The following is a 21,488-nucleotide window of genomic DNA, read 5'->3' as shown; positions in this document are numbered from 1 at the left end:
AATTCAACAATGGACTGGCTCCGGCCAAAGCTGAAGAAAAACTCAAAACCGTGTCCGGAATGAGTTGACCACTACACTACGTTCCGATCCCTGGCCACATTCATCGCGCTGGCTGAGAGATTGCCCGTCGACGCCTTCAGAATGTACTCGCTCCACCAAGCCATCATCGGCCGCCGTCGCTCGATGTAGTCGGCTCGGTTGTAGGCGCTGCGCACCTCATCCTTGTCGACGTGCGCCAACGCCACTTCGATGAGCTCCGGGTCCCACCCATGTTCATTCAATATGGTGCTGGCCATCGAGCGCATGCCGTGGCTGACCAAGCGGTCTTGGAGGCCCATGCGTTTCAACGCCATGTTGGCGGTCTGGCTATTGGCATGAGTACGAGGGTTTCGATCTGACGGGAAGACGTATTCCCGATGACCACTGTGGGACTTCAGTATCTCCAGCAATGACATGGCTTGATCGCTCAACGGGATGCTGTGCGGGCGGCGCCTTTTCATCCGTTCCGGTGGGATGGCCCAGACATCCGTATGCCTATCTCAAAGATGTGCTGACACGGCTGCTGACACAGCGGGGCAATGAGATCGGACCACTGCTGCCGCATCTGTGGGTACCGGCCTGACTACGCAAGGTGAGTTGGGCGGGGGTACGTTGCTGTGTGACTTTCCCTAAACTCCCCACAATCCTGCTTCAAGTCTTAGGCTTATGAGTCGATAAATCGAGAACTGAGCGAGGTTATTTTTGCCCATCGTGGGTTGTGTATATGCACCTCATCACGTGCGACGCGCTCTGAGCAGTTGCTCGAAATACAACTTTGACCTCATCGATGAGAGAGCTACGCAATAATGGACAAGCATAAAGGGATTGGCAATGTCGTATGAAAATGACGTCATCAATGGTGATAAAGAATTACTGGCATTGCTGTTATCAGCGGAAGCCATGGATGTGGGAGCTTTGGTCGACTTCCTCACTGATTTTGGTAGCGGCCGATTGGCAATGAGTTCCGACGTTCAGGAGGCTCTAATTTCTGCAAAACAGAAGGCCAAATATTCGCGCGATATCCTGCTTCTGCTCATCCGGGAGCTCCAGCTCTTTGGAGGAAACAGCGTCGCGAATGTTGTGCGCGGAACAGGTGTTCCTTACGCTGAAATCGTACGGGACGTTGCGGAATACGTTCACGCCGAGGTGACGGGCAAAGAAGCAATAGAGGTTTTGGAGCTTAAGGTTCTTCAAAGGTTAGTCGCCAAGCTTTGGGAAAAAATGACCGAGCAGGAACGCGCTGAGTTTGCAGGTAAGGTTCATGCTGACAACGACGTCATCGACGTCGGATTGGCAGCGATACTTTCGGCGATCGGCTCGGGTGGGCTCTATGCCGCGAGAGCTGGCGTAATGGGAGTTTCGGCAGTGGCCCCATTGTTGGCTGAAGGTGCATTCACTGCTGGGGCGGTTGCCGTCGGTGGGCGTGCAGCAACCGTTCTACTAGGTGTTGTGGGTATTGCCATTGCCGGTGCCGCCGGCGCACACATGGCTGCAAAAGAAGCTTATAGAGTGACACTGCCATGTGTCGCTCAAATTGCCTACATTCGCCAAAAACATCGAGGCGCCGCTGAAGCGGGCTGACTAAAGGGAAGATCTCATGGACGTCTTCAACGAATCCAAAAACCAGGAATCGTCAGGTACTCTGATTATTGGCGTCACCGGCAATAAGCCTTTGGTGACGTTCAAACCGGTGAGTGTGTATCCAAAGAACTCGACTGCCGTTGACCAAATGACCTCAGGAATCGACAGGCTCTCTCCACTGCTGCAGGCAATCCCCAGCGCAGCGGTGGCCGCTGAGGTGGCCCAGACCCAACTCATGGAAGTAGTGATCAATGGACCGCTGGCCAAGGTCGCTAAAGGTGAAGGGTTTCGCGCCTTCAGTATCGAGGGTGGAAGAATCCGCGAGCACGCGAAATTATTCGAACCGGAACGGCTTCAGAACCTCGTGAACTCTGCCGCGCTATTCCAGATCGCTTCCGTCGTAGTTGCGCAGAAGCACTTGGCAGATATCAGTGCCAAGCTGGATGACATCAAGGCAGGTATCGATGCCATCCACGCTTACCTCGAGGATAAACGTAGATCTGAGATTACTGGGGCGTTGAAGTATCTCGGCCAGGTTGCTGCCATGCTTCACCATGGTGAAAGGGATGATGCCGCCCGTGCCCAGTTGGAGTCCATTGAGCGCGAGCTTGGCGGTATCAATGATCATCTCGTGCTTTCGTTGGAGGAGCTAAAAAAGAGGGTTGATGGATTTGATCGTCCAGGTTTGTTTGACGGCTCTTCTGGGCTGGTCTCCAAGCTAGGCGTTGAGCAGGAAGCTGCCGAACGCTTTGTGGAGGAATGGAAGCTGTGCATGAGCGCGCGATGGATCGCATGTAGTTTGCTCAGCCAAATTACCGGTAAGACATCGCTCCTGACGAAGCGCGAGGAGGATCTCAACTCTGAGGTACGCGCATTTTTCTCAAGCCAGGGGCCATTGGAAAAACTCAACGCTGCTTTGGGCGGACGGATCGACATACTTAGTTCTGTACGGGAGTGGCAGTCCACGATCCAGGTCAATCGTATCAAGCTACGTCAATGGAGCGAGGAGAGGTTGCCGCAGCTGAAGATTGATGCTCAATCCGACATTCAAGGGGCAAGTACACTGCTGCTTGAGCGTGATACGAATGTGACCCTTACAATTGAAATGCGCGACGGTGAACTGGTCGGCGCTTACCAGCACTGAGCAGCATAGGATCGGATCAATAGCCTTGGGTGGCGTGATATGCAGGAGCGAATGGCGGGAGTTTGCGGGCTAGGGCTACAAGACCCCTTATGACCGCCAGACGCTTTTGGCGATAAGGATATCATTGCCTCGCCCGATGGCTTCGGGTCTGAATAACCCGCATCGTGGTGGAGGTAAAACACCGTAGTGCGCGGATTGCCAGCAACGCGATCGGGCGGCAGACACAAGGATAATCGTGATCTGAACGTGAGCACTGGTGGTTTCACCAAGGAAGCGTTTTACGAAGGGGGGGGGGCACCGAGGTGCACTTGACGTTATGGAAGCTGAACGAGTTGGCGTGGACGTTGAGGGCGCAGCATCTGGCTACCGATCCTGAGTCCAGGCGATTGGTGCCGCTGAACTACTTCTATGTGTTGGCCTGAGTGACGGCAGGGCGTTTCTCAGGCACAAAAAAAGACGTCCGTGGACGTCTTTGTTTGATCATTTGGTGGAGCCGGGGGGATTTGAACCCCCGTCCGCCAGTACTCCGCTGTCGGTACTACATGCTTAGCCGTGTCTACTGAGTTAATCCGCAGCCGCCCGACGGGCAGGGTGCTTTGGACGAGTTGGGTAAGTTTTAGTCGATTCGCCCCCAACGTGCTGCACGACGATCCTGTTCTGTATGACAATCACTTCGGGTTTACAGGCATCCCCTAGTGATTGCTGGAGCCGAAGCTACCAGGAGAGCGGGCTCAGCTGCTTACGCAGCGAGAGCGTAACCCTCGTATTGGTCGTCATTGGCAACTATAGAAAGTTGCAACAGTGGATTTACGAGTTCTGTTACCAACTCGGCATGCACCTAGAGTTTCGCTACCGGCGTCGAATCCTAATCGGCCCCACACTCAGCTCTAGCTGACCGTACCTTTCGGCACGTGAGGTGGAGTATACGCCGTTACGCGGGCGGCGTCGACAGGCGATGCGCCGCCCGCTCTACATCAGGTACCGCTGCCGCCGGAGGTGCCGCTACCTTTCTCGGTTTTTTCGAGGCGCTCAAGCACTTTGCTGGTGATGGCGATGCATTCCTTGGTGTCGCCGCTGGCTTGGGCGGCCTTGGCTTTGTCGACGTGCTCGGTGATGGCTTTGTCCAGGCCTTCGGAGGTGGCGCCGGTGGTGGCCATGCTGTCGTTGATCTTCTGCAGGTTGATCGCGCACAGGTCGTCTGCGGCGAATACAGGCGAGGCCAGCAGGGTGGCGGCCGCGAATAGGGCGGAAAGCGCAGTACCTTTCATGGGTGTCTCCTCGTGAGGCCTCTGGAAGGTGGGCCTGTTGGGTGGACTGTGGGGCGGGGGCGAGGGTTCAATCCGGTTGGGTTGGGGGGGATGGCACCGGCTTTGACGGGGGCGCGGGGCATGCCCGGTCATACGCCAGGTTTTTGGGGATATAGGTATGTGCCGGCCTGTGATGGCCTCATCGCAGGCTGTCGCCAGCTCCCACAGGGGGGCGGGGTTGCCCTGAAATCTGGGGCTCATGCAGGATCGCCGGGGCCGCTTTGCGGCCCTTTCGCGACACGAGGCCGCTCCTACCACGACTGGAGGCGAGGTGTCTGGAAGCATGGAATCGCTATTGGGTGCGGTTCATGCCGATTTCCAGGTCGTCGATCAGGGCTTTGGCCAGGGCGCTGAGGATGCGGGCGGTGCTGGCGGCGATCTGGTCGTTTTCCATTTCGGCTTCGCAGGTTAAGTGGCGGATGCAGCCTAGCAGGACGGAGAGCTCGCCGAAGGCGTGCTGGAAGGGGACGCCGGGCTGGATGCGGTAAAGGTCCAGGCACTGGGTGATGCCGGCGGTGGTGAGGTTGGGTGGTGGCTTGCTCATTGGGGCTGCTCCTGCACGCGTTCGGTCAGGGGTTGCAGGAGCTGGCTGAGGTACAGGCTGGTGGTGAGCAGGGTGTTGCGCAAGGGGGCGTCGGTGCTGGCGAAGTAGATGTTGAGGACGTGGTGCAGGCAGTTCATCAGCACGGTGGCTTCGTAGCGGGCGGCTTTGGGGGTTAGGGCTGGGGAGAGGATGAGGTAGGGGTGTAGTTGAGGGGGATCTGGGACTAGTTTTTTCATGGGTGTATCTCTTGTGCTGTCTCAGGGAAGCACCACCCTCCGAGCAATCTCACAAGCCAAAGGGCGGCAGCCGTGGGCGGGGTGAGAATCCGGGGCACAAGAAACCCGGTCAGACCGAAGTCTGCCCGCACACGGCTGCCATAGAGCAAACGCGAATTTCTTAAGCTTCAGGATTCTCACACCTGGTCACCAAATGTGGCGACCCGGTGAAGTTATCCCTGAGGTGCTTTCTGAACAACGCGGCGGCTTCCGACAGTTGCGTAGGATAGGTCCGAAGACTGATTGGCAGAAGCATTTGGTATCAAGTTAGGACATGTCCTACAGGGTTGGCCTGGGGGGGGCTATCGCAGGCTGGCGCCAGTTCCCACAGTTTAAGGGCCCGGTTGTGTTGTTGATGGTGGGGCTGGGAGTGGCGCCTCAGTTGGGATTGCCGGGCCCGCTTTGCGGGCCTTTCGCGACACGAGGCCGCTCCTACATGGAGCGCGGTGTTCGTGGGGGGAGGGGGGGTTAGATGCTTCTTGCGCGGGTGACTCGGTCCACGAGGTACACCAGGCCGTGATAGTCGATGCCGCTGTGGCTCGACAGGCCAATCTCGCAGGTGCGGCTGGTCGAAATGCCTTCGCTGCAATACTGCACGGCGTCCTTCAGCGTGCGCAGCGAATGCGCATTCAGCTCGGGCGTGGTGAAGCCTTTGTCGCCGGCAAAACCGCAGCAATGAATGCCTTCGGGGATGACCACCTGTTTGCTGCAGCGCCGCGCCAGGTCGATCAGGGCCTGGCTTTCGCCCAGGTGCTGGGTGCTGCAGGTCACGTGCACGGCCACGGGCTCGTCCTGGGGGTGGAACTCCAGGCGCTCGACCAGGTGGGTGCGGATGAAACGCACTGGGTCGTACAGGTCGAGGCGGGTTTCGCCGAGGTCTTGCACCAGGCGCAGGGTGCAGGGGCTGGTGTCGCAGTAGATCGGGTCGAGGCCGCCGCGGCTGGCGTGCAGCAGGGCGTTGATCAGCTCCTGGCGCTTGTGCTCGGCCTGCTCGGGGTAACCCTTGGAGGCGAACGGCTGGCCGCAGCACAGGCTGTCGGCGTTGTCGGGGAATATCACTTGGTAACCGGCTTTTTCCAGCAGGGCGCGGGTTTTGTCGAGCAGCGAGCTTTGCTCGCGGTCGGCGTAGGCCGGGCCCATTACTCGCGATACGCAGGCGGCCAGGTAGACCACGCGAGGGCGGGCGTCGTGGCTGGCCGGGCCGAAGGCGATGGGCTTGAGTGGCTGCGGCATGGCCGGGGTCCACTGCGGCAGGCGGCCGTTGCTGGCTTTGTTCAGGGTGGCGCTGAGGCGGGCCATGCGCGGCGCGCCGAGCAGTTTGCGCGCGCTGTTGGCGGCGGCCAGGGTCAGGCGGGCGCCGCGCAGGGTGGTGTGGAAGTGTTCGGCCAGCCAGTCGGCGGTCTTGAGGTGCGCGGCGGCCTGGCTGCGCAGCTTCTTCACCAGTTCCCCGGTGTTGATGCCCACCGGGCAGCGCTGGGCGCACAGGCCGGTGGCGGCGCAGGTGTCGATGCCTTGGTACTGGTAGGTTTGCAGCAGCTCGCGGGTGTCGATGCCGGCGCGGGTCTTGGCCTGGATGTCGCGCCACATCACGATGCGCTGGCGGGGGCTGAGGGTCAGGCCCTTGGAGGGGCACACCGGTTCGCAGAAGCCGCATTCGATGCACTTGTCGACGATTTCGTCCGCAGCGGGCAGCGGTTTCAGATTTTTCAGATGGATATCGGGGTCTTCACTCAGCACCACGTCGGGGTTGAGGATGCCGTTGGGGTCGAGCAGGCGTTTGAGCGACCACATCAGTTGGTAGGCGTCTTTGCCCCACTCAAGCTCGACGAACGGCGCCATGTTGCGGCCGGTGCCGTGCTCGGCTTTGAGCGAGCCGCCGAATTCGACTGCCACCAGTTGCGCCACGTCGTCCATGAAGGCTTGGTAACGGGCGATTTCTGCGGGGCTGTTGAAGCCTTGGGTGAAGACGAAGTGCAGGTTGCCTTCCAGCGCGTGGCCAAAAATGATCGCTTCGTCGTAGTGGTGCTTGTCGAACAGCTGGATCAGGTGGTTGACGCCTTCGGCCAGTTGTTCCACCGGGAAGGTGACGTCCTCGATGATCACCGTGGTGCCGGTCTGGCGCACGGCGCCGACGGCGGGGAAGGTGTCCTTGCGGATTTTCCACAGCTGGTTGTACACCGCCGCGTCTTCGCTGAACTCGACTTTTTGCTCCAGGGGGTAATCGGCAATCGAGGCCATGATCTGCTGCAGTTGCTCGTGCAGCAGGCTCTGGCTGGCGGCGCGGGACTCGATCAGCAGCGCGCAGGCGTTGTCTGACAGGCCTTTTACCCACAGCGGCATGCCGGGCATGTCCTGCACCGAGCGCATGCTGCGCCGGTCCAGCAGTTCTACAGCGGACACGGGCTGGCGTTTGAGCACGGGGACGGCGCGGCAGCAGCTTTCGACGCTGGGGAATACCAGCAAGGCGCTGGCCTTGTGCGGGTGGTCGGGCACGGTGTTGTAGGTGACGGCGCTGATAAAGCCCAGCGTGCCTTCAGACCCAACCAACAGGTGCTGCAGGATGTCCAGCGGCTGGTCGTAGTCCACCAGGGCATTCAGCGACAGACCGGTGGTGTTTTTCAGCCGGTATTTGTGGCGGATGCGGTCGGCCAGTTCGGTGTTGGCGCGGGTTTCGCGGCCCAACCGGGCAAGGGCTTCGAGCAGGCTGGCGTGGCTGTGTTCGAAGGCGGCGACGCTGGCGGGGTCTTCGCTGTCCAGGCGGGTGCCGTCGGCCAGCACCAGGCGCAGGCCGGCGAGGGTGTGGTAGGTGTTCTGCGCGGTGCCGCAGCACATGCCGCTGGCGTTGTTGGCGACGATGCCGCCGATCTTGCAGGCGTTGATCGAGGCGGGGTCGGGGCCGATCTTGCGCCCGTACGGGGCCAGCCAGGCGTTGGCCTGGGCGCCGATGACGCCGGGCTGCAGGCGGATCTGTTCGCCCTGGCCGCGTATCTCTCGGCCGTTCCAGTTGTCACCGAGCACGATCAGCACCGAATCACTGATGGCCTGGCCAGACAAACTGGTGCCGGCGGCGCGGAAGGTCACCGGCACGCGCTCGCGCTGGGCCAGTTGGATCAGCGCGACCACTTCGTCCTCGGATTCGACGCGCACCACCAGCTTGGGGATCAGCCGGTAGAAGCTGGCATCGGTGCCGAAGGCCAGGGTCGAGGTGGGGTCGTCGAAGCGGCGTTCGGCGGGGATCAGGCGCTCGGCGTCACGCAGGAACGCGGCGGGCAGGCTCATGCAGTCTCCTCGCGGGGCCACCGCGTCTGGCGCGCGGCGTGCCCCGGTCATTCAGGCGGAATCGGGGGCGGGCGCTCAGGCGCCCAGTTCGCGGACCAGCGAGTCGCGGGTGATCTCGCTGATGGACTTGGCGCCGGTCAGCACCATGGCCACGCGCATTTCTTTCTCGAACAGCTCCAGCAGGTTTTTCACGCCGGCCTGGCCGTGGACCGCCAGTGCATAAAGGAAGGCGCGGCCGATAAGCACGGTGTCGGCGCCCATGGCGATCATGCGCACCACGTCCAGGCCGCTGCGGATGCCGGAGTCGGCGAGGATCTTGATGTCGCCTTTGACCGCATCGGCAATGGCTGGCAGCGCACGGGCGCTGGACAGCACGCCGTCGAGCTGGCGGCCGCCGTGGTTGGAGACGACGATGCCGTCGGCGCCGAACTTGACCGCATCGCGGGCGTCGTCGGCATCGAGGATGCCTTTGATGATCATCGGGCCGTCCCAGAATTCGCGGATCCACTCAAGGTCTTTCCACGAAATCGACGGGTCGAAGTTGGCCCCCAGCCAGCCGATGTAGTCGGCCAGGCCCGTGGGGTTGCCCCGGTATTTGGAGATGTTGCCCAGGTCGTGCGGGCGGCCCATCACGCCGACGTCCCAGGCCCATTCGGGGTGGGTCATGGCTTGCAGCATGCGGCGCAGCGGGCCGTTGGCGCCGCTCATGCCGGAGTGGGCGTCGCGGTAGCGGGCGCCGGGCACGGGCATGTCGACAGTGAACACCAGGGTTTTCACGCCGGCGGCCTTGGCGCGCTCCAGGGCGTTGCGCATGAAGCCGCGGTCTTTGAGCACGTACAGCTGGAACCACATCGGCCGGTTGATGGCCGGCGCGACCTCTTCAATCGGGCATACCGACACCGTCGACATTGTGAACGGGATGCCGTGCTCGGCGGCGGCGCGGGCGGCCTGCACTTCGCCGCGGCGGGCGTACATGCCGGTCAGGCCGACCGGGGCGAGGGCCACCGGCATGCTCAGGGTTTCGTCGAACAGCCGCGTCTCAAGGCTCAGTTCCGACATGTTTTTCAGCACGCGCTGACGCAGGGCGATGCTGGCAAGGTCGGAAACGTTGTGGCGCAGGGTGTGTTCGGCGTAGGCGCCGCCGTCGGCGTAGTGGAACAGGAAAGGGGGCAGCTTGCGTTGGGCCGCGGCGCGATAGTCGGTGGAGGCGGAAATAATCATGGATTCTCGCAGCGTGGGTTGAAGGTGTTGCCGGGCGCGCAACGGCGCCCGGCCCCTTTCACTTTAGTGATGAACCAGCATGCCGGTCAGCCAGTAAGCCTGCACCAGCGTGATCACGCCAACGATGGTGGCGAAGAACAGGCTGTGCTTGACCGTGAAGCGGAACAGGTCCGATTCCTTGCCGACCAGGCCGGTGGCGGCGCAGGCCACGGCGATGGACTGCGGCGAGATCATCTTGCCGGTCACGCCGCCGCTGGTGTTGGCGGCAACCAGCAGGGTGTCGCTGACGCCGATCTGGTGCGCGGTGGTGGCTTGCAGCGAACCAAACAGTGCGTTGGACGAGGTATCTGAACCGGTCAGGAACACGCCCAGCCAGCCGAGGAACGGCGAGAAGAACGGGAACGCAGCGCCAGTGCCGGCCAGCACCAGGGCCATGGTCGAGGACATGCCCGAGTAGTTGGTGACGAAGGCGAAGGCCAGCACCATGCCAATCGACAGGATCGGCCAGCGCAGTTCCCAGAAGGTCTCTTTCAAAGTGGTCAGACCAGTTTTGAAGTTGATCTTCAGCACCAGCATCGAGATCAGTGCCGAGAGGAAAATGGCAGTACCGGTGGCCGAGATCGGGTCGAGCTTGAACACGGCCGGCATGGCGGTGGGGGCAGCGACGATCGGTGCGGTCTTGATCACCAGTTGGTCAAGGTGGGGGATGGCGAAGTTGAACACGAAGTTGTACATCGCGCCGCCTGGGGCGAACGCGGCCTTGAAGGGCTTGAGCGTCCAGATGGTCACCAGCACAGTGAGGATCAAGAACGGCGACCAGGCTTTGAAGATTTCGCCCAGGCTGTACGGGGTCGGCTGGCTGCCGCTAGGTTGCACCACGGCAGCGCCAACGCTGCCTTTGGCTTCGGCGAACGAACGCTTGGGCTGCCAGACTTTCAGGAACAAGGTCAGGCAGATCAGGCTGGCCAGTGCCGAGGTGATGTCGGGCAGCTCTGGGCCGATGAAGTTGGAGGTGAAGTACTGGGTGACGGCGAAGCTCAGGCCGGCCACCAGGGCGGCGGGCCAGGTTTCCTTGACGCCGCGCAGGCCGTCCATCATGAACACCAGCCAGAACGGCACGAACAACGACAGCAGCGGCAGCTGGCGGCCGGTCATGGCGCCGATGTGGAAGGCGTCGATGCCGGTGACCTGGCCGGCCACGATGATCGGGATGCCCAGCGCGCCGAAGGCCACCGGTGCGGTGTTGGCGATCAGGCACAGGCCGGCGGCGTACAGTGGGTTGAAGCCCAGGCCCACCAGCAGCGCGGCGGTGATGGCCACGGGGGCGCCGAAGCCGGCTGCGCCTTCAAGGAAGGCACCGAAGCAGAAGCCGATCAGCAGCACTTGCAGGCGCTGGTCGTCGGTGATCGACAGCACCGAGCTGCGGATGACTTCGAACTGGCCGCTTTTGACGGTGAGTTTGTAGAGGAACACCGCGGCAACGATGATCCAGGCAATGGGCCACAGGCCGTAGAGGAAGCCATAGCCTGCGGCAGCCAGGGCCATGTCTACCGGCATCTGGAAGGCAAAGATCGCCACCAGAATCGAAAGGCCCAAGGTAATGCTGCCGGCGACGTGGCCTTTGAGGCGGAACACGGCGAGGGCAAGGAAGAAGAACACGATGGGGACGACCGCCGCCAGTGCGGACAGGCCGAGGCTACCGAGTGGGGAATAGAGTTGTTGCCAGGTTTGCATATGGGGTGGCCCCTAATTGTTGTTGGTCAGCACTGGCATTGGATAATTGGTAAGACCAATTTACAATGGCTGGTCGCTAGGTTAAAAGCCTGCCGATGGGTGTGTCAATTTGTCTCGTTAGAAACTTTGGTCGCAGGCCGATGGGCGGGCATCTGATGGCGGATGAATTTCGCCATCTGATGGTGTCGGTGCTGGCCGGTTAGGCGCAGAATAGGCGCCCCCGGCTCAGGACTTCCGGGGTTTGTGGAGAGCATGTGATGGTTTTTGATCAGGTCCGCCAACGGCGCCTGTCCGACGACATTGTCGATCGGTTGGAAGGGATGATTCTGGAAGGCACGCTGACTTCGGGCCAGCGCCTGCCGGCCGAGCGCACCTTGGCCGAGCAGTTTGGCGTATCGCGCCCGTCGCTGCGCGAGGCCATCCAGAAGCTGGTGGCCAAGGGGCTGCTGGTCAGCCGTCAGGGCGGCGGCAACTATGTGGCTGAGGCGCTGGGTTCGACCTTCAGTGACCCGCTGCTGAAGTTGCTCGAAGGCAGCCCCGAGGCGCAGCGTGACTTGCTGGAGTTTCGCCATACGCTTGAGGCGTCATGCGCCTATTACGCGGCCCAGCGTGCTACGGCGGCGGACCGTGAGCGGCTGAAGGTGGCGTTTGATGCGCTGCAGGACTGCTACAACCGCGCTGATGAAGTCAGCCGGGCGGAGGAGGGCGTCGCCGATGCGAGTTTTCACCTGGCGATTGCCGAGGCCAGCCATAACGCGGTGCTGTTGCATACCATCCGCGGGTTGTTCGACCTGCTCAAGCGCAACGTGGTAACCAACATTGGTGGGATGTACCGCCAGCGCACAGAAACGCGCGACATGCTGATCAGTCAGCACCGCGAGTTGTACGAGGCGATTGTGCAGGGGCGAGCCGACGAGGCGCGGGAGGTGTCCAGCCGGCACATTCTGTATGTGCAGGAAGTGCTGCAGGAAGCGCAGCAAGAGGCGCAGCGCGTGGCGCGCTCGGAGCGGCGTAGCGGGCACTGAAGCGCGTTGAGGCGTGTTGATGTGCTTCAGAGGGCGCAGTGCTTTGCTTTTTGTGGGAGCGGGCTTGCCCCGCGATAGCGCCAGTTCAGGCAACTCAACCTGACCTGCTGGCCATCGCGGGGCAAGCCCGCTCCCACAAGGGTATGCGCCGTGCAGGAAGTTACTCTTCCTTGCCCTTGTTGCGCATGGTGCGCTGCAGCTCGCGGTTGGAGTCGCGTTCGCGCACGGTGTCGCGCTTGTCGAACTCCTTCTTGCCCTTGCCCAGTGCAATTTCGCACTTGATCAGGTGCTTGCTCCAGAACAGCGACATCGCCACGCACGTGTAACCCTTCTGCGCCACGGCCGCTTCAATGCGTTCAAGCTCGCGCTTGTTCAGCAGCAGCTTGCGGCTACGGATGGGGTCGGCGATGACGTGTGTGCTGGCGGTGGTCAGCGGGGTGATATGGCTGCCGAACAGCCAGGCTTCACCATCCTTCAGCAGTACATAGCTGTCGGTCAGGTGTGCCTTGCCGGCCCGCAGGCTCTTTACTTCCCAACCGGACAGGACCAGCCCGGCCTCGAACTTGTGTTCGATGAAGTAATCGTGTCGCGCTTTTTTGTTCTGCGCGATGGTCCCGGTCGGATGTTTCTTTTGCTTAGCCATAGGGGCCGCATTATAGGCAGTCACTGCGTCCTCGGCTACGGCCTTTAGGTGTGCTTGAGCCTGTAGGACGAATCCCGGACAATACAGGCCTTGTTCTGTTGCTCAGAACCGTTTTCGAGGTGCTGTGAAGCGCCGCCGCCCCGTTTGGAAGTGACGCCTGGATGACTACCCATATTCAACGCTCGGCCCTGCTGCCATACCCCGCCCAGGCGCTGTACGACCTGGTCAACGACGTGGCCAGCTACCCCGAATTTTTGCCCTGGTGCTCGGCTTCCACAGTGCTTGAGGCCGGTGAGACGCACATGCGCGCCAAGCTTGAAGTGGCCAAAGGCGGCATGAGCCAGCAGTTCGTTACCCGCAATGTGCTGGTGCCGGGGCAATCCATCGAGATGAACCTGGAAGAGGGGCCGTTCTCGCAACTGCATGGCGTGTGGGTGTTCAAGCCACTGGGCGACAAGGCCTGCAAGATCAGCCTGGACCTGTCGTTCGACTATGCCGGCGCCCTGGTGCGGGCAACGCTTGGGCCGCTGTTCAACCAGGCGGCCAACACCATGGTCGATGCGTTCTGCCAGCGAGCCAAGCAACTCTACGGCTGAAGCGCTGAAATAAAAAAGCCCGGACAGTGTCCGGGCTTTTTTGTCTGCGCCTGCAATTTATTGCGGCGAGGTTTCCAGCGGGGCGGGGGTTGGCACTGGGGTGGTTTCGATGGTGTCGATCTCTTTCTGGATCGAGTCTTCCAGCGAACCTGCCTTGGCCGGTTTCTCGGCTGGCTGGCCAGGCTGTTGCGCCGGGCTGACGCTGGTGTCGCCGCTGCCACCGAGGATTTCCTGGTCGCGGCTGACGCCTGGCATGAAGTCGCCTGCCAGGTTGACCAGTTGGTCGCTGTCGTTGAAGAAAATGCTCATGCGCTCTTGCTGGCGCTGACCGCCGCCAGGCTGCAGGCTGTAGAGATAATCCCAGCGATTGGTGTTGAAGGTGTCCTGGAGCAGGGGGTTGCCCATGATAAACCTTACTTGCCGTCGGGTCATTCCCGGACGCAATTGGTCTATCATGTCCTGCGTGACGACATTGCCCTGCTGGATGTCGATTTTGTAAACCCCGGGAAACGAGCAACCGGCGAGTGCGAGCAGTCCCACTAGGGTGAGGCTGGTTAGCAAGAGCTTGGTGTTTTGCATCGGTGGGCGACTTCCACTATCTTGGCTGGACAACGTAAACCCCGATCATACCCGTATTAAGAGAAGCTGCGAAGCAGCATCGGCGAGAAAGCTGACCATGGTTGAAAATAGCGAATTACGCAAAGCCGGCCTCAAGGTGACCCTGCCTCGAGTCAAGATTCTTCAGATGCTCGACTCTACCGAGCAGCGTCACATGAGTGCCGAGGATGTCTACAAGGCACTGATGGAGGCTGGCGAGGACGTGGGCCTGGCGACCGTGTATCGCGTCCTGACCCAGTTCGAGGCGGCGGGCCTGGTGGTTCGCCACAACTTCGACGGCGGCCATGCGGTGTTCGAGCTGGCTGACGGCGGCCACCACGACCACATGGTCGACGTGGAGAGCGGCGAGGTCATCGAGTTCATGGATGCCGAGATTGAGCGGCGCCAGAAAGAGATCGTAACCGAGCACGGCTTCGAGCTGGTGGACCACAATCTGGTCCTCTATGTGCGTAAAAAGAAGTAACGATTACGCTCGATATGAATGACAAAGGCGACCTTAGGGTCGCCTTTGTGCTTTTTGCTGGCCCGTTCAAGCTACGCCCTGTAGGAGCGGCCTTGTGTCGCGAAAGGGCTGCGAAGCGGCCCCGGCGATTGTTGCTTGTACGCTTGAATCTTGGGGCCGCTTTGCGGCCCTTTCGCGACACAAGGCCGCTCCTACACGCGGGTGCGTTTGGTTAGGCCTTGGTGGTTACGACCATCTTGCGCGCGTGGGCCAAGGACTCCTTGGTCAGGTCGATACCACCCAGCATCCGCGCCACTTCCTCCACCCGCTCACGTTTGCCCAGGCTGGTAACGGCGGTGTGAGTCGTGTCGCTGTTGCGCACCTTGTGCACGAACAAGTGGTGATGCCCCTGCGCCGCCACTTGCGGCAAGTGGGTCACGGTCAGCACCTGGCCGCGCTCGCCAAGTCGGCGTAGCAACTGGCCGACGATTTCGGCAGTCGGGCCGCCGATGCCTACGTCCACTTCGTCGAACACCAGGGTAGGGATGCGTGAGGTCTGTGCAGTAATCACCTGGATCGCCAGGCTGATCCGCGACAGCTCGCCGCCCGATGCTACCTTGGCCAATGCCTTGAGCGGTTGCCCGGGGTTGGCGCTGACCAGCAGTTCAATCTGCTCCAGGCCATGGGGCGACAGGTCGTTGTGCTCGAACGCTGTCAGCTCGATGCAGAAGCGCCCGCCCGGCATGCCCAGGCGCTGGATCTCCTGCTCGACGGCGCCGGCCAACTGCTTGGCAGCCTGTTGGCGCAGTGCGCTCAGCTCGCCTGCCTTCTCTTTATAGTGCTGGGCATAAGCAGCCAGCTCTTCGCCGAGGCGTTCGATGGATTCATCGCAGGCGTTGAGGCCTTCTATTTCTTCCATCAGGCGCTGCTGCAGGTGCGGCAGCTCGGTGGGGTGCACGCGGTGTTTGCGGGCCAGGGTGTAGATGGTGTCTAGCCGCTCTTCGAGTGCCTGCAGGCGCAGTGGGTCGGCATCGAAGTGGTCGAGGAAGCGATTGAGCTCGCCGACGGCTTCTTCTACCTGGATTTGCGCGCTGGCGATCAGCGTCACGGCTTCGCTCAGGGCCTTGGGCGAGTTGGTGACGGCGGTCAGGCGGTTAAGGCTGACGGTCAGGGCGCTGAGCACGTTGCCCGAGTCGCTTTCGCTGCACTGGTCGATGACCTGGCGGCAGATGCCGAACAGCGCCTCGGCGTTGGTCAGGTTCTTGTGCTCCTGCTCCAGTTGCTCCAGCTCGTTTTCGCCAAGGCCCAGGTTGTCCAGCTCTTCGAGCTGATAGCTGAGCAGTTGGTGGCGGGCGCGCTGCTCATCACCGGAATTGCTCAGACGGTCGCGTTCGAGGCGGGTCTGGTTCCAGCGTTTGGCAGCCAGTTGCACCTGGCGGGCCAGGTCGATGGCGCCGGCGTACTCGTCGAGCAGGCGGCGGTGGGTGTCGGTTTTGAGCAGCGACTGGTGTTCGTGCTGGCTGTGGATGTCGATCAGCAGCTCGCCCAGGGCCTTGAGGTCGGCCAGCGGGCACGGCGTACCGTTGATATAGCCACGGCTGCGGCCCTCGGCGGTGATGACCCGGCGCAGGATGCACGGGCCGTCGCTTTCGAGGTCGCGCTCGGCCAGCCAGGTGTGCGCTTCGGGGATGTCGCCCAGGTCGAAGGTGGCGAGGATGTCTGCCTTGTCTGCACCGGGGCGCACCACGCCGCTGTCGGCGCGGTCGCCAAGGGCCAGGCCCAGGGCGTCGAGCATGATCGATTTGCCTGCGCCGGTTTCGCCCGTGATCACGGACATGCCGCGGGCGAGTTCGAGGTCGAGGTGTTCGACGATGGCGTAGTTGTGAATGGACAGGTGCAGCAGCATGAGGGCGGCTCCCGAAAGCTGAGGTCTGGTTATTTATACAGTGGTTTTGCGCCTGCTGACAATGCCCGTCTGGCGAATGCAGAAAAGCACATTGCCCCTTGAAGCTGATTTTTCTGACCCCATATAGCCGGCAAGACATGGTGAGCCTGGCTCGCCCAAGACAAATTGCGCAGGAGAAACCTTATGGCTGACGAACAGCTGGATGAGAAGAACCTTAATCCCGAAGAAGCCGGTGCAGCGTCTGCAGACACCCGCGTCCTCGAGCTCGAGGAGCAGCTGGCGGCCGCCAAGGACCAGTCCCTGCGCGCCGTGGCTGACCTGCAGAACGTGCGTCGCCGCGCTGAACAGGATGTCGAGAAGGCACACAAGTTCGCCCTGGAGAAGTTTTCCAGCGACCTGCTGCCGGTGATCGACAGCCTGGAACTGGCACTGGCTCACTCCAGCGCCGATGACGAGCACGTCAAGAAGATCCGCGAAGGTGTCGAACTGACCCTGAAGATGTTCCAGGACACCCTCAAACGCTACAACCTCGAAGCCATCGACCCGCACGGCCAGCCGTTCAACGCCGAGCACCACCAGGCGATGGCCATGCAGGAAAGCGCCGACGTAGAGCCGAACAGCGTGCTGAATGTGTTCCAGAAGGGCTACCTGCTCAATGGCCGCCTGCTGCGCCCCGCCATGGTGGTGGTCAGCAAGGCGCCGGCCGCAGCGCAGCCTTCGATCAACGAGAAGGCTTGAAATCTTTCTGGGCACCCCCATCTAGGTGTCAAGCACTCAAGTATTACCGCAGTTGGCCACTGTAGCCGCTGCCACCTAATTCAAGTTTCGGGAGAATCAACATGGGCAGAATCATCGGTATCGACCTGGGGACCACCAACTCGTGCGTTTCCATCCTCGAAAACGGTAACGTCAAAGTCATCGAGAACGCCGAAGGCGCGCGTACCACGCCTTCGATCGTGGCCTACGCCAACGATGGCGAAATCCTGGTAGGTCAGTCGGCCAAGCGCCAGGCTGTGACCAACCCGCACAACACCCTGTTCGCGGTAAAGCGCCTGATCGGCCGCCGCTTCGAAGAGCAGGTCGTGCAGAAAGACATCCAGATGGTGCCGTACAAGATCGCCAAGGCTGACAACGGTGACGCCTGGGTTGAGGTCAACGGCCAGAAAATGGCTCCGCCGCAAATCAGCGCCGAAGTCCTGAAAAAAATGAAGAAAACCGCCGAAGATTACCTCGGCGAGCCCGTGACCGAAGCGGTCATCACCGTGCCGGCCTACTTCAACGACAGCCAGCGTCAGGCTACCAAAGACGCCGGCCGCATCGCGGGCCTGGACGTCAAGCGCATCATCAACGAGCCGACCGCCGCTGCACTGGCGTACGGCATGGACAAAGCCAAGGGCGACCACACTGTCATCGTTTATGACCTGGGTGGCGGTACCTTCGACGTGTCCGTGATCGAAATCGCCGAAGTCGACGGTGAGCACCAGTTTGAAGTACTGGCTACCAACGGCGACACCTTCCTGGGTGGCGAAGACTTCGACATGCGCCTGATCGACTACCTCGTGGACGAGTTCAAGAAAGAGTCCGGCATGGACCTGAAGAACGATCCGCTGGCCCTGCAGCGCCTGAAAGAGGCCGCTGAAAAAGCCAAGATCGAGCTGTCCTCGGCCCAGTCGACCGACGTCAACCTGCCGTACATCACCGCAGATGCCACCGGTCCCAAGCACCTGAACGTGAAGATTTCCCGCGCCAAGCTGGAATCGCTGGTCGAAGACCTGGTTCAGCGCACCATCGAGCCTTGCCGCATCGCACTGAAAGACGCCGGCATCGACGTCAGCAAGATCGATGACGTGATCCTGGTCGGTGGCCAGACCCGTATGCCAATGGTGCAGAAAGCCGTTGCCGACTTCTTCGGTAAAGAAGCGCGCAAGGACGTCAACCCGGACGAAGCCGTGGCCATGGGTGCTGCCATCCAGGGTGCGGTACTGGCCGGTGACGTGAAGGACGTGCTGCTGCTGGACGTCAGCCCGCTGACCCTGGGTATCGAAACCATGGGCGGCGTGATGACTCCGCTGATCGAGAAAAACACCACCATCCCGACCAAGAAGTCGCAGGTGTTCTCGACTGCCGATGACAACCAAGGCGCCGTGACCATTCACGTGCTGCAGGGCGAGCGCAAGCAAGCCACCAGCAACAAGTCGCTGGGCAAGTTCGACCTGGCCGATATTCCGCCAGCTCCACGCGGTGTACCGCAGATCGAAGTGACCTTCGACATCGACGCCAACGGCATCCTGCACGTCAGCGCCAAAGACAAGGCCACCGGCAAGTCGCAGTCGATCGTGATCAAGGCCAACTCGGGCCTGTCGGACGAAGAAATCGAGCGCATGGTGCGTGACGCCGAGGCCAACGCCGAGGAGGACCGCAAGTTCGAAGAGCTGGCCGCTGCCCGTAACCAGGGTGACGCGCTGGTGCACTCGACCCGCAAGATGGTTACCGACGCTGGCGACAAGGCCACTGCCGAAGAGAAAACCGCTATCGAAGCGGCCGTGGTTGCCCTGGAAGCCGCTCTGAAAGGCGACGACAAGGCTGCCATCGAGGCCAAGGTCGAGGAGCTGTCCAAGGTTTCGGCCCCGGTTGCCCAGAAGATGTACGCCGAGCAACAGGCCGAACAGCCACAGGGCGGCGCCCAGCAGGCCGAGCCTGAAGCCAAGCACGATGACGTGGTTGATGCCGAGTTCGAAGAAGTGAAAGACAACAACAAGCAGTAATCCCTGCATGTTGTCGGCCAGTTCAGTGGTAATTGCCGCTGAACTGGTAGGATGTCGCCGCGCGGGGGCTTGCTCCCGCGTTGGCGTGTCTGGAATACGAGAATTTTTACAGCATCTGTCTGGGCGCATTCGCGTATGGCGGCAGGTGTTGACGGCACGGCGCGACAGCTGCGCGCCGGTGCCAAACACCCCAAGAGTGCAAATGACCTATGTCCAAGCGTGATTTTTATGAGGTCCTGGGTGTCGAGCGTGGCGCCGGTGCCGACGACCTGAAGAAGGCCTATCGCCGTCTGGCGATGAAACTCCACCCGGACCGCAACCCGGGCGATAAAGAATCCGAAGACAAGTTCAAAGAGGCCGCTGAGGCCTATGAAGTGCTGTCTGACCCGAGCAAGCGCGCAGCCTACGACCAGTACGGCCACGCCGGCGTCGACCAGAGCATGGGCGGCGGCGGTGCAGGTTTCGGTGGCGCCAACTTCTCGGATATCTTCGGTGACGTGTTCAGCGACTTCTTCGGTGGCGGTGGCCGCGGTGGTGGTCGTGGCGGTGCCCAGCGCGGCAGCGACCTGCGCTACACCCTTGAGCTGAACCTCGAAGAAGCCGTGCGCGGCACCACGGTCAGCATTCGTGTCCCAACCCTGGTCAACTGCGCGCCGTGCGACGGCTCCGGTGCCAAGAAGGGCTCGACGCCTTCGACTTGCCCAACCTGCGGCGGTATCGGCCAGGTGCGCATGCAGCAGGGCTTCTTCTCGGTGCAGCAAACCTGCCCGCGCTGCCATGGCCAGGGCAAAATCATTACCGACCCGTGTGGCTCGTGCAACGGCGAAGGCCGCGTCGAGGAATACAAGACGCTGTCGGTCAAGGTGCCAGCTGGCGTCGATACCGGTGACCGCATTCGCCTGTCGGGCGAAGGCGAGGCGGGTGCCCATGGCGGCCCGACCGGCGACCTGTACGTGGTCATCAGTGTGCGTGAGCACGCGATCTTCCAGCGTGATGGCAAGCATCTGTACTGCGAAGTGCCGATCAGCTACACCGACGCGGCCCTGGGCGGCGAGCTGGAAGTGCCGACCCTCGATGGCAGGGTGAAGTTGAAGATCCCGGAAGGCACCCAGACCGGCAAGCAGTTCCGTCTGCGCGGCAAGGGTGTGGCGCCGGTGCGTGGTGGTGGTGCGGGCGACCTGCTGTGCCGCGTTGCGGTCGAGACCCCGGTCAACCTCAGCCGCCGTCAGCGCGAGCTGCTCGAAGAGCTGCGTGACTCGCTCGAAGGCGACAGCTCCCACTCGCCCAAGGCCAGTGGCTGGTTCGAAGGCGTGAAGCGCTTCTTCGGCGATCTCTGACAAGGAACAGGCTATGCGACGTATTGCAGTGATGGGCGCCGCCGGGCGCATGGGCAAGGTGCTGATCGAAGCGGTGCAGCAGCAAGCGCCCAAAGCCGGCCTGACCGCCGCCATCCACCGCCCCGACAGCACCTTGGTCGGTGCTGACGCGGGCGAGCTGGCAGGCCTTGGCCGCATCGGCGTGCCGATTGTCGATGACCTGGCCAAGGTGGTTGATGAGTTCGATGTGCTGATCGACTTCACTCACCCGTCGGTCACGCTGAAAAACCTGGCGTTCTGCCGCAAGGCGGGCAAGGCCATGGTGATCGGTACGACCGGTTTCAGTGCTGAAGAAAAGCACCTGCTGGAAGAGGCGGGCAAAGAGATTCCGATCGTCTTTGCGGCCAACTTCAGTGTGGGTGTGAACCTGTGCCTGAAACTGCTTGATACGGCTGCTCGCGTGCTGGGTGATGACGTGGATATCGAGATTCTCGAAGCCCACCACCGGCACAAGGTCGATGCGCCGTCGGGCACTGCGCTGCGCATGGGTGAGGTGGTTGCTCAGGCGTTGGGTCGTGATCTGCGCGAAGTGGCTGTTTATGGCCGCGAAGGGCAGACCGGTGCGCGTGAGCGGCAGACCATCGGCTTTGCCACGGTGCGGGCGGGCGATGTGGTCGGCGATCACACCGTGCTGTTTGCCGCCGATGGCGAACGCGTCGAGATCACCCACAAGGCCTCCAGCCGCATGACCTTCGCCAAGGGCGCGGTGCGTGCTGCGCTATGGCTCGATGGGCGTGCGCCTGCGCTGTACGACATGCAGGATGTGCTAGGGCTGCACTGACCCGTAGTCGCCTGGCTTTCACTATGGTGTTGCCGGGCGCAGTTCTGTGCTTGCTTGTTCCGGCCTCATCGCAGGCTGTCGCCAGCTCCCACAAAGATCGCGCACAACCGAGATATCGAGGTGTTGCCCAGATCTCTGTGGGAGATTCTATGGTTTCGGGCAAGTCGCTTTTGATTGTGTAGGAGCGGCCTTGTGTCGCGAAAGGGCTGCGA

The 21,488-nt window shown here is 61.6% G+C and carries 18 protein-coding genes, 1 other RNA gene and 1 pseudogene; 9 read left to right on the top strand and 11 right to left on the bottom strand.

All coding sequences use genetic code 11. The features are described 5' to 3' along the window. Positions 1-71: 71 nt before the first annotated feature. A pseudogene (locus HU720_RS19880) lies at positions 72-524 on the bottom strand (tyrosine-type recombinase/integrase); the annotation flags it as partial. A 346-nt stretch (positions 525-870) separates the two neighbouring features. Between HU720_RS19880 and HU720_RS19875 the strand changes: the two are divergent. After that, on the top strand, positions 871-1,620 hold the full coding sequence (locus HU720_RS19875; RefSeq protein WP_186522064.1) for a hypothetical protein: 750 nt from the start codon (positions 871-873) through the stop codon (positions 1,618-1,620). 16 nt (positions 1,621-1,636) lie between these two features. Continuing rightward, positions 1,637-2,764, top strand: coding sequence for a hypothetical protein (locus tag HU720_RS19870; protein ID WP_186522062.1), 1,128 nt, complete (start codon positions 1,637-1,639; stop codon positions 2,762-2,764). A 485-nt stretch (positions 2,765-3,249) separates the two neighbouring features. Here HU720_RS19870 and ssrA read toward each other — a convergent pair. The 7 genes from ssrA to HU720_RS19835 form a co-directional block, all read right to left on the bottom strand. After that, positions 3,250-3,641: a transfer-messenger RNA gene (ssrA, locus tag HU720_RS19865) on the bottom strand. Between the two features lie 97 nt (positions 3,642-3,738). Continuing rightward, on the bottom strand, positions 3,739-4,032 hold the full coding sequence (locus HU720_RS19860; protein WP_186522060.1) for a hypothetical protein: 294 nt from the start codon (positions 4,030-4,032) through the stop codon (positions 3,739-3,741). A 331-nt stretch (positions 4,033-4,363) separates the two neighbouring features. Next, positions 4,364-4,615 carry a DUF3077 domain-containing protein gene (locus HU720_RS19855; RefSeq protein ID WP_186522058.1) on the bottom strand — a complete coding sequence of 84 codons (252 nt, stop codon included), beginning with the start codon at positions 4,613-4,615 and terminating at the stop codon, positions 4,364-4,366. Continuing rightward, positions 4,612-4,851, bottom strand: a complete 240-nt coding sequence (locus HU720_RS19850) for a hypothetical protein (protein WP_186522056.1) — start codon at positions 4,849-4,851, stop codon at positions 4,612-4,614. Before HU720_RS19850 ends, HU720_RS19855 begins: the two co-directional genes overlap by 4 nt. Before the next feature lie 507 nt (positions 4,852-5,358). Next, positions 5,359-8,169, bottom strand: coding sequence for an FAD-binding and (Fe-S)-binding domain-containing protein (locus HU720_RS19845; protein WP_186522055.1), 2,811 nt, complete (start codon positions 8,167-8,169; stop codon positions 5,359-5,361). Between the two features lie 75 nt (positions 8,170-8,244). Continuing rightward, complete coding sequence (lldD, locus tag HU720_RS19840) at positions 8,245-9,390, bottom strand: FMN-dependent L-lactate dehydrogenase LldD (RefSeq protein ID WP_186522053.1); 1,146 nt, start codon at positions 9,388-9,390, stop codon at positions 8,245-8,247. Between the two features lie 63 nt (positions 9,391-9,453). Then, on the bottom strand, positions 9,454-11,124 hold the full coding sequence (locus HU720_RS19835) for a lactate permease LctP family transporter (protein ID WP_186522045.1): 1,671 nt from the start codon (positions 11,122-11,124) through the stop codon (positions 9,454-9,456). Between the two features lie 257 nt (positions 11,125-11,381). Between HU720_RS19835 and HU720_RS19830 the strand changes: the two genes are divergently transcribed. Continuing rightward, positions 11,382-12,149 (top strand): FCD domain-containing protein, encoded by a 768-nt coding sequence (locus tag HU720_RS19830; protein ID WP_186522043.1) that lies wholly within the window; start codon positions 11,382-11,384, stop codon positions 12,147-12,149. Positions 12,150-12,309: 160 nt separating this feature from the next. On the opposite strand, the gene smpB is transcribed toward HU720_RS19830, so the two are convergent. Beyond that, on the bottom strand, positions 12,310-12,792 hold the full coding sequence (smpB, locus tag HU720_RS19825; RefSeq protein WP_186522041.1) for an SsrA-binding protein SmpB: 483 nt from the start codon (positions 12,790-12,792) through the stop codon (positions 12,310-12,312). Positions 12,793-12,953: 161 nt separating this feature from the next. Here smpB and HU720_RS19820 point away from each other — a divergent pair, with 161 nt between their 5' ends. Then, positions 12,954-13,388 (top strand): type II toxin-antitoxin system RatA family toxin, encoded by a 435-nt coding sequence (locus tag HU720_RS19820; RefSeq protein ID WP_186522038.1) that lies wholly within the window; start codon positions 12,954-12,956, stop codon positions 13,386-13,388. 57 nt (positions 13,389-13,445) lie between these two features. Here HU720_RS19820 and bamE read toward each other — a convergent pair whose 3' ends face one another. After that, entirely contained in the window at positions 13,446-13,967 is a 522-nt protein-coding gene (bamE, locus tag HU720_RS19815) for an outer membrane protein assembly factor BamE (protein WP_186522037.1), read from the bottom strand. Between the two features lie 97 nt (positions 13,968-14,064). Here bamE and fur point away from each other — a divergent pair, with 97 nt between their 5' ends. Continuing rightward, positions 14,065-14,469: a ferric iron uptake transcriptional regulator gene (gene fur / locus HU720_RS19810; RefSeq protein WP_186522036.1), complete on the top strand. Its 405-nt coding sequence runs from the start codon at positions 14,065-14,067 to the stop codon at positions 14,467-14,469. Positions 14,470-14,680: 211 nt separating this feature from the next. Here the strand turns inward: fur and recN are convergent, their stop codons facing one another. Next, the gene (recN, locus tag HU720_RS19805; RefSeq protein ID WP_186522030.1) at positions 14,681-16,354 is read right to left on the bottom strand and encodes a DNA repair protein RecN; all 1,674 of its coding nucleotides are present in this window, start codon (positions 16,352-16,354) and stop codon (positions 14,681-14,683) included. Between the two features lie 183 nt (positions 16,355-16,537). Between recN and grpE the strand changes: the two genes are divergently transcribed. From grpE to dapB, 4 genes are all read left to right on the top strand, one after another. Next, complete coding sequence (grpE, locus tag HU720_RS19800; RefSeq protein WP_186522029.1) at positions 16,538-17,092, top strand: nucleotide exchange factor GrpE; 555 nt, start codon at positions 16,538-16,540, stop codon at positions 17,090-17,092. Positions 17,093-17,193: 101 nt separating this feature from the next. Further along, positions 17,194-19,119, top strand: a complete 1,926-nt coding sequence (gene dnaK, locus HU720_RS19795; RefSeq protein ID WP_186522028.1) for a molecular chaperone DnaK — start codon at positions 17,194-17,196, stop codon at positions 19,117-19,119. 209 nt (positions 19,120-19,328) lie between these two features. After that, positions 19,329-20,456 carry a molecular chaperone DnaJ gene (gene dnaJ / locus HU720_RS19790; protein ID WP_186522026.1) on the top strand — a complete coding sequence of 376 codons (1,128 nt, stop codon included), beginning with the start codon at positions 19,329-19,331 and terminating at the stop codon, positions 20,454-20,456. A gap of 13 nt (positions 20,457-20,469) precedes the next feature. Continuing rightward, entirely contained in the window at positions 20,470-21,276 is an 807-nt protein-coding gene (dapB, locus tag HU720_RS19785; protein WP_186522025.1) for a 4-hydroxy-tetrahydrodipicolinate reductase, read from the top strand. Positions 21,277-21,488: the final 212 nt, after the last annotated feature.

This window comes from Pseudomonas sp. SWRI51, from assembly GCF_014268825.1.
Lineage (GTDB): Bacteria > Pseudomonadota > Gammaproteobacteria > Pseudomonadales > Pseudomonadaceae > Aquipseudomonas > Aquipseudomonas farsensis.
The sequence above is the reverse complement of the archived record's forward strand: the minus strand, read 5'-3'. Positions and strand labels throughout refer to the sequence as shown.

Bases quoted from the DNA above. Each gene is read 5' to 3' on its own strand.
- HU720_RS19875 (WP_186522064.1), top strand. From the start codon at position 871: ATGTCGTATGAAAATGACGTCATCAATGGTGATAAAGAATTACTGGCA.
- HU720_RS19870 (WP_186522062.1), top strand. From the start codon at position 1,637: ATGGACGTCTTCAACGAATCCAAAAACCAGGAATCGTCAGGTACTCTG.
- HU720_RS19860 (WP_186522060.1), bottom strand. From the start codon at position 4,032: ATGAAAGGTACTGCGCTTTCCGCCCTATTCGCGGCCGCCACCCTGCTG.
- HU720_RS19855 (WP_186522058.1), bottom strand. From the start codon at position 4,615: ATGAGCAAGCCACCACCCAACCTCACCACCGCCGGCATCACCCAGTGC.
- HU720_RS19850 (WP_186522056.1), bottom strand. From the start codon at position 4,851: ATGAAAAAACTAGTCCCAGATCCCCCTCAACTACACCCCTACCTCATC.
- HU720_RS19845 (WP_186522055.1), bottom strand. From the start codon at position 8,169: ATGAGCCTGCCCGCCGCGTTCCTGCGTGACGCCGAGCGCCTGATCCCC.
- lldD (WP_186522053.1), bottom strand. From the start codon at position 9,390: ATGATTATTTCCGCCTCCACCGACTATCGCGCCGCGGCCCAACGCAAG.
- HU720_RS19835 (WP_186522045.1), bottom strand. From the start codon at position 11,124: ATGCAAACCTGGCAACAACTCTATTCCCCACTCGGTAGCCTCGGCCTG.
- HU720_RS19830 (WP_186522043.1), top strand. From the start codon at position 11,382: ATGGTTTTTGATCAGGTCCGCCAACGGCGCCTGTCCGACGACATTGTC.
- smpB (WP_186522041.1), bottom strand. From the start codon at position 12,792: ATGGCTAAGCAAAAGAAACATCCGACCGGGACCATCGCGCAGAACAAA.
- HU720_RS19820 (WP_186522038.1), top strand. From the start codon at position 12,954: ATGACTACCCATATTCAACGCTCGGCCCTGCTGCCATACCCCGCCCAG.
- bamE (WP_186522037.1), bottom strand. From the start codon at position 13,967: ATGCAAAACACCAAGCTCTTGCTAACCAGCCTCACCCTAGTGGGACTG.
- fur (WP_186522036.1), top strand. From the start codon at position 14,065: ATGGTTGAAAATAGCGAATTACGCAAAGCCGGCCTCAAGGTGACCCTG.
- recN (WP_186522030.1), bottom strand. From the start codon at position 16,354: ATGCTGCTGCACCTGTCCATTCACAACTACGCCATCGTCGAACACCTC.
- grpE (WP_186522029.1), top strand. From the start codon at position 16,538: ATGGCTGACGAACAGCTGGATGAGAAGAACCTTAATCCCGAAGAAGCC.
- dnaK (WP_186522028.1), top strand. From the start codon at position 17,194: ATGGGCAGAATCATCGGTATCGACCTGGGGACCACCAACTCGTGCGTT.
- dnaJ (WP_186522026.1), top strand. From the start codon at position 19,329: ATGTCCAAGCGTGATTTTTATGAGGTCCTGGGTGTCGAGCGTGGCGCC.
- dapB (WP_186522025.1), top strand. From the start codon at position 20,470: ATGCGACGTATTGCAGTGATGGGCGCCGCCGGGCGCATGGGCAAGGTG.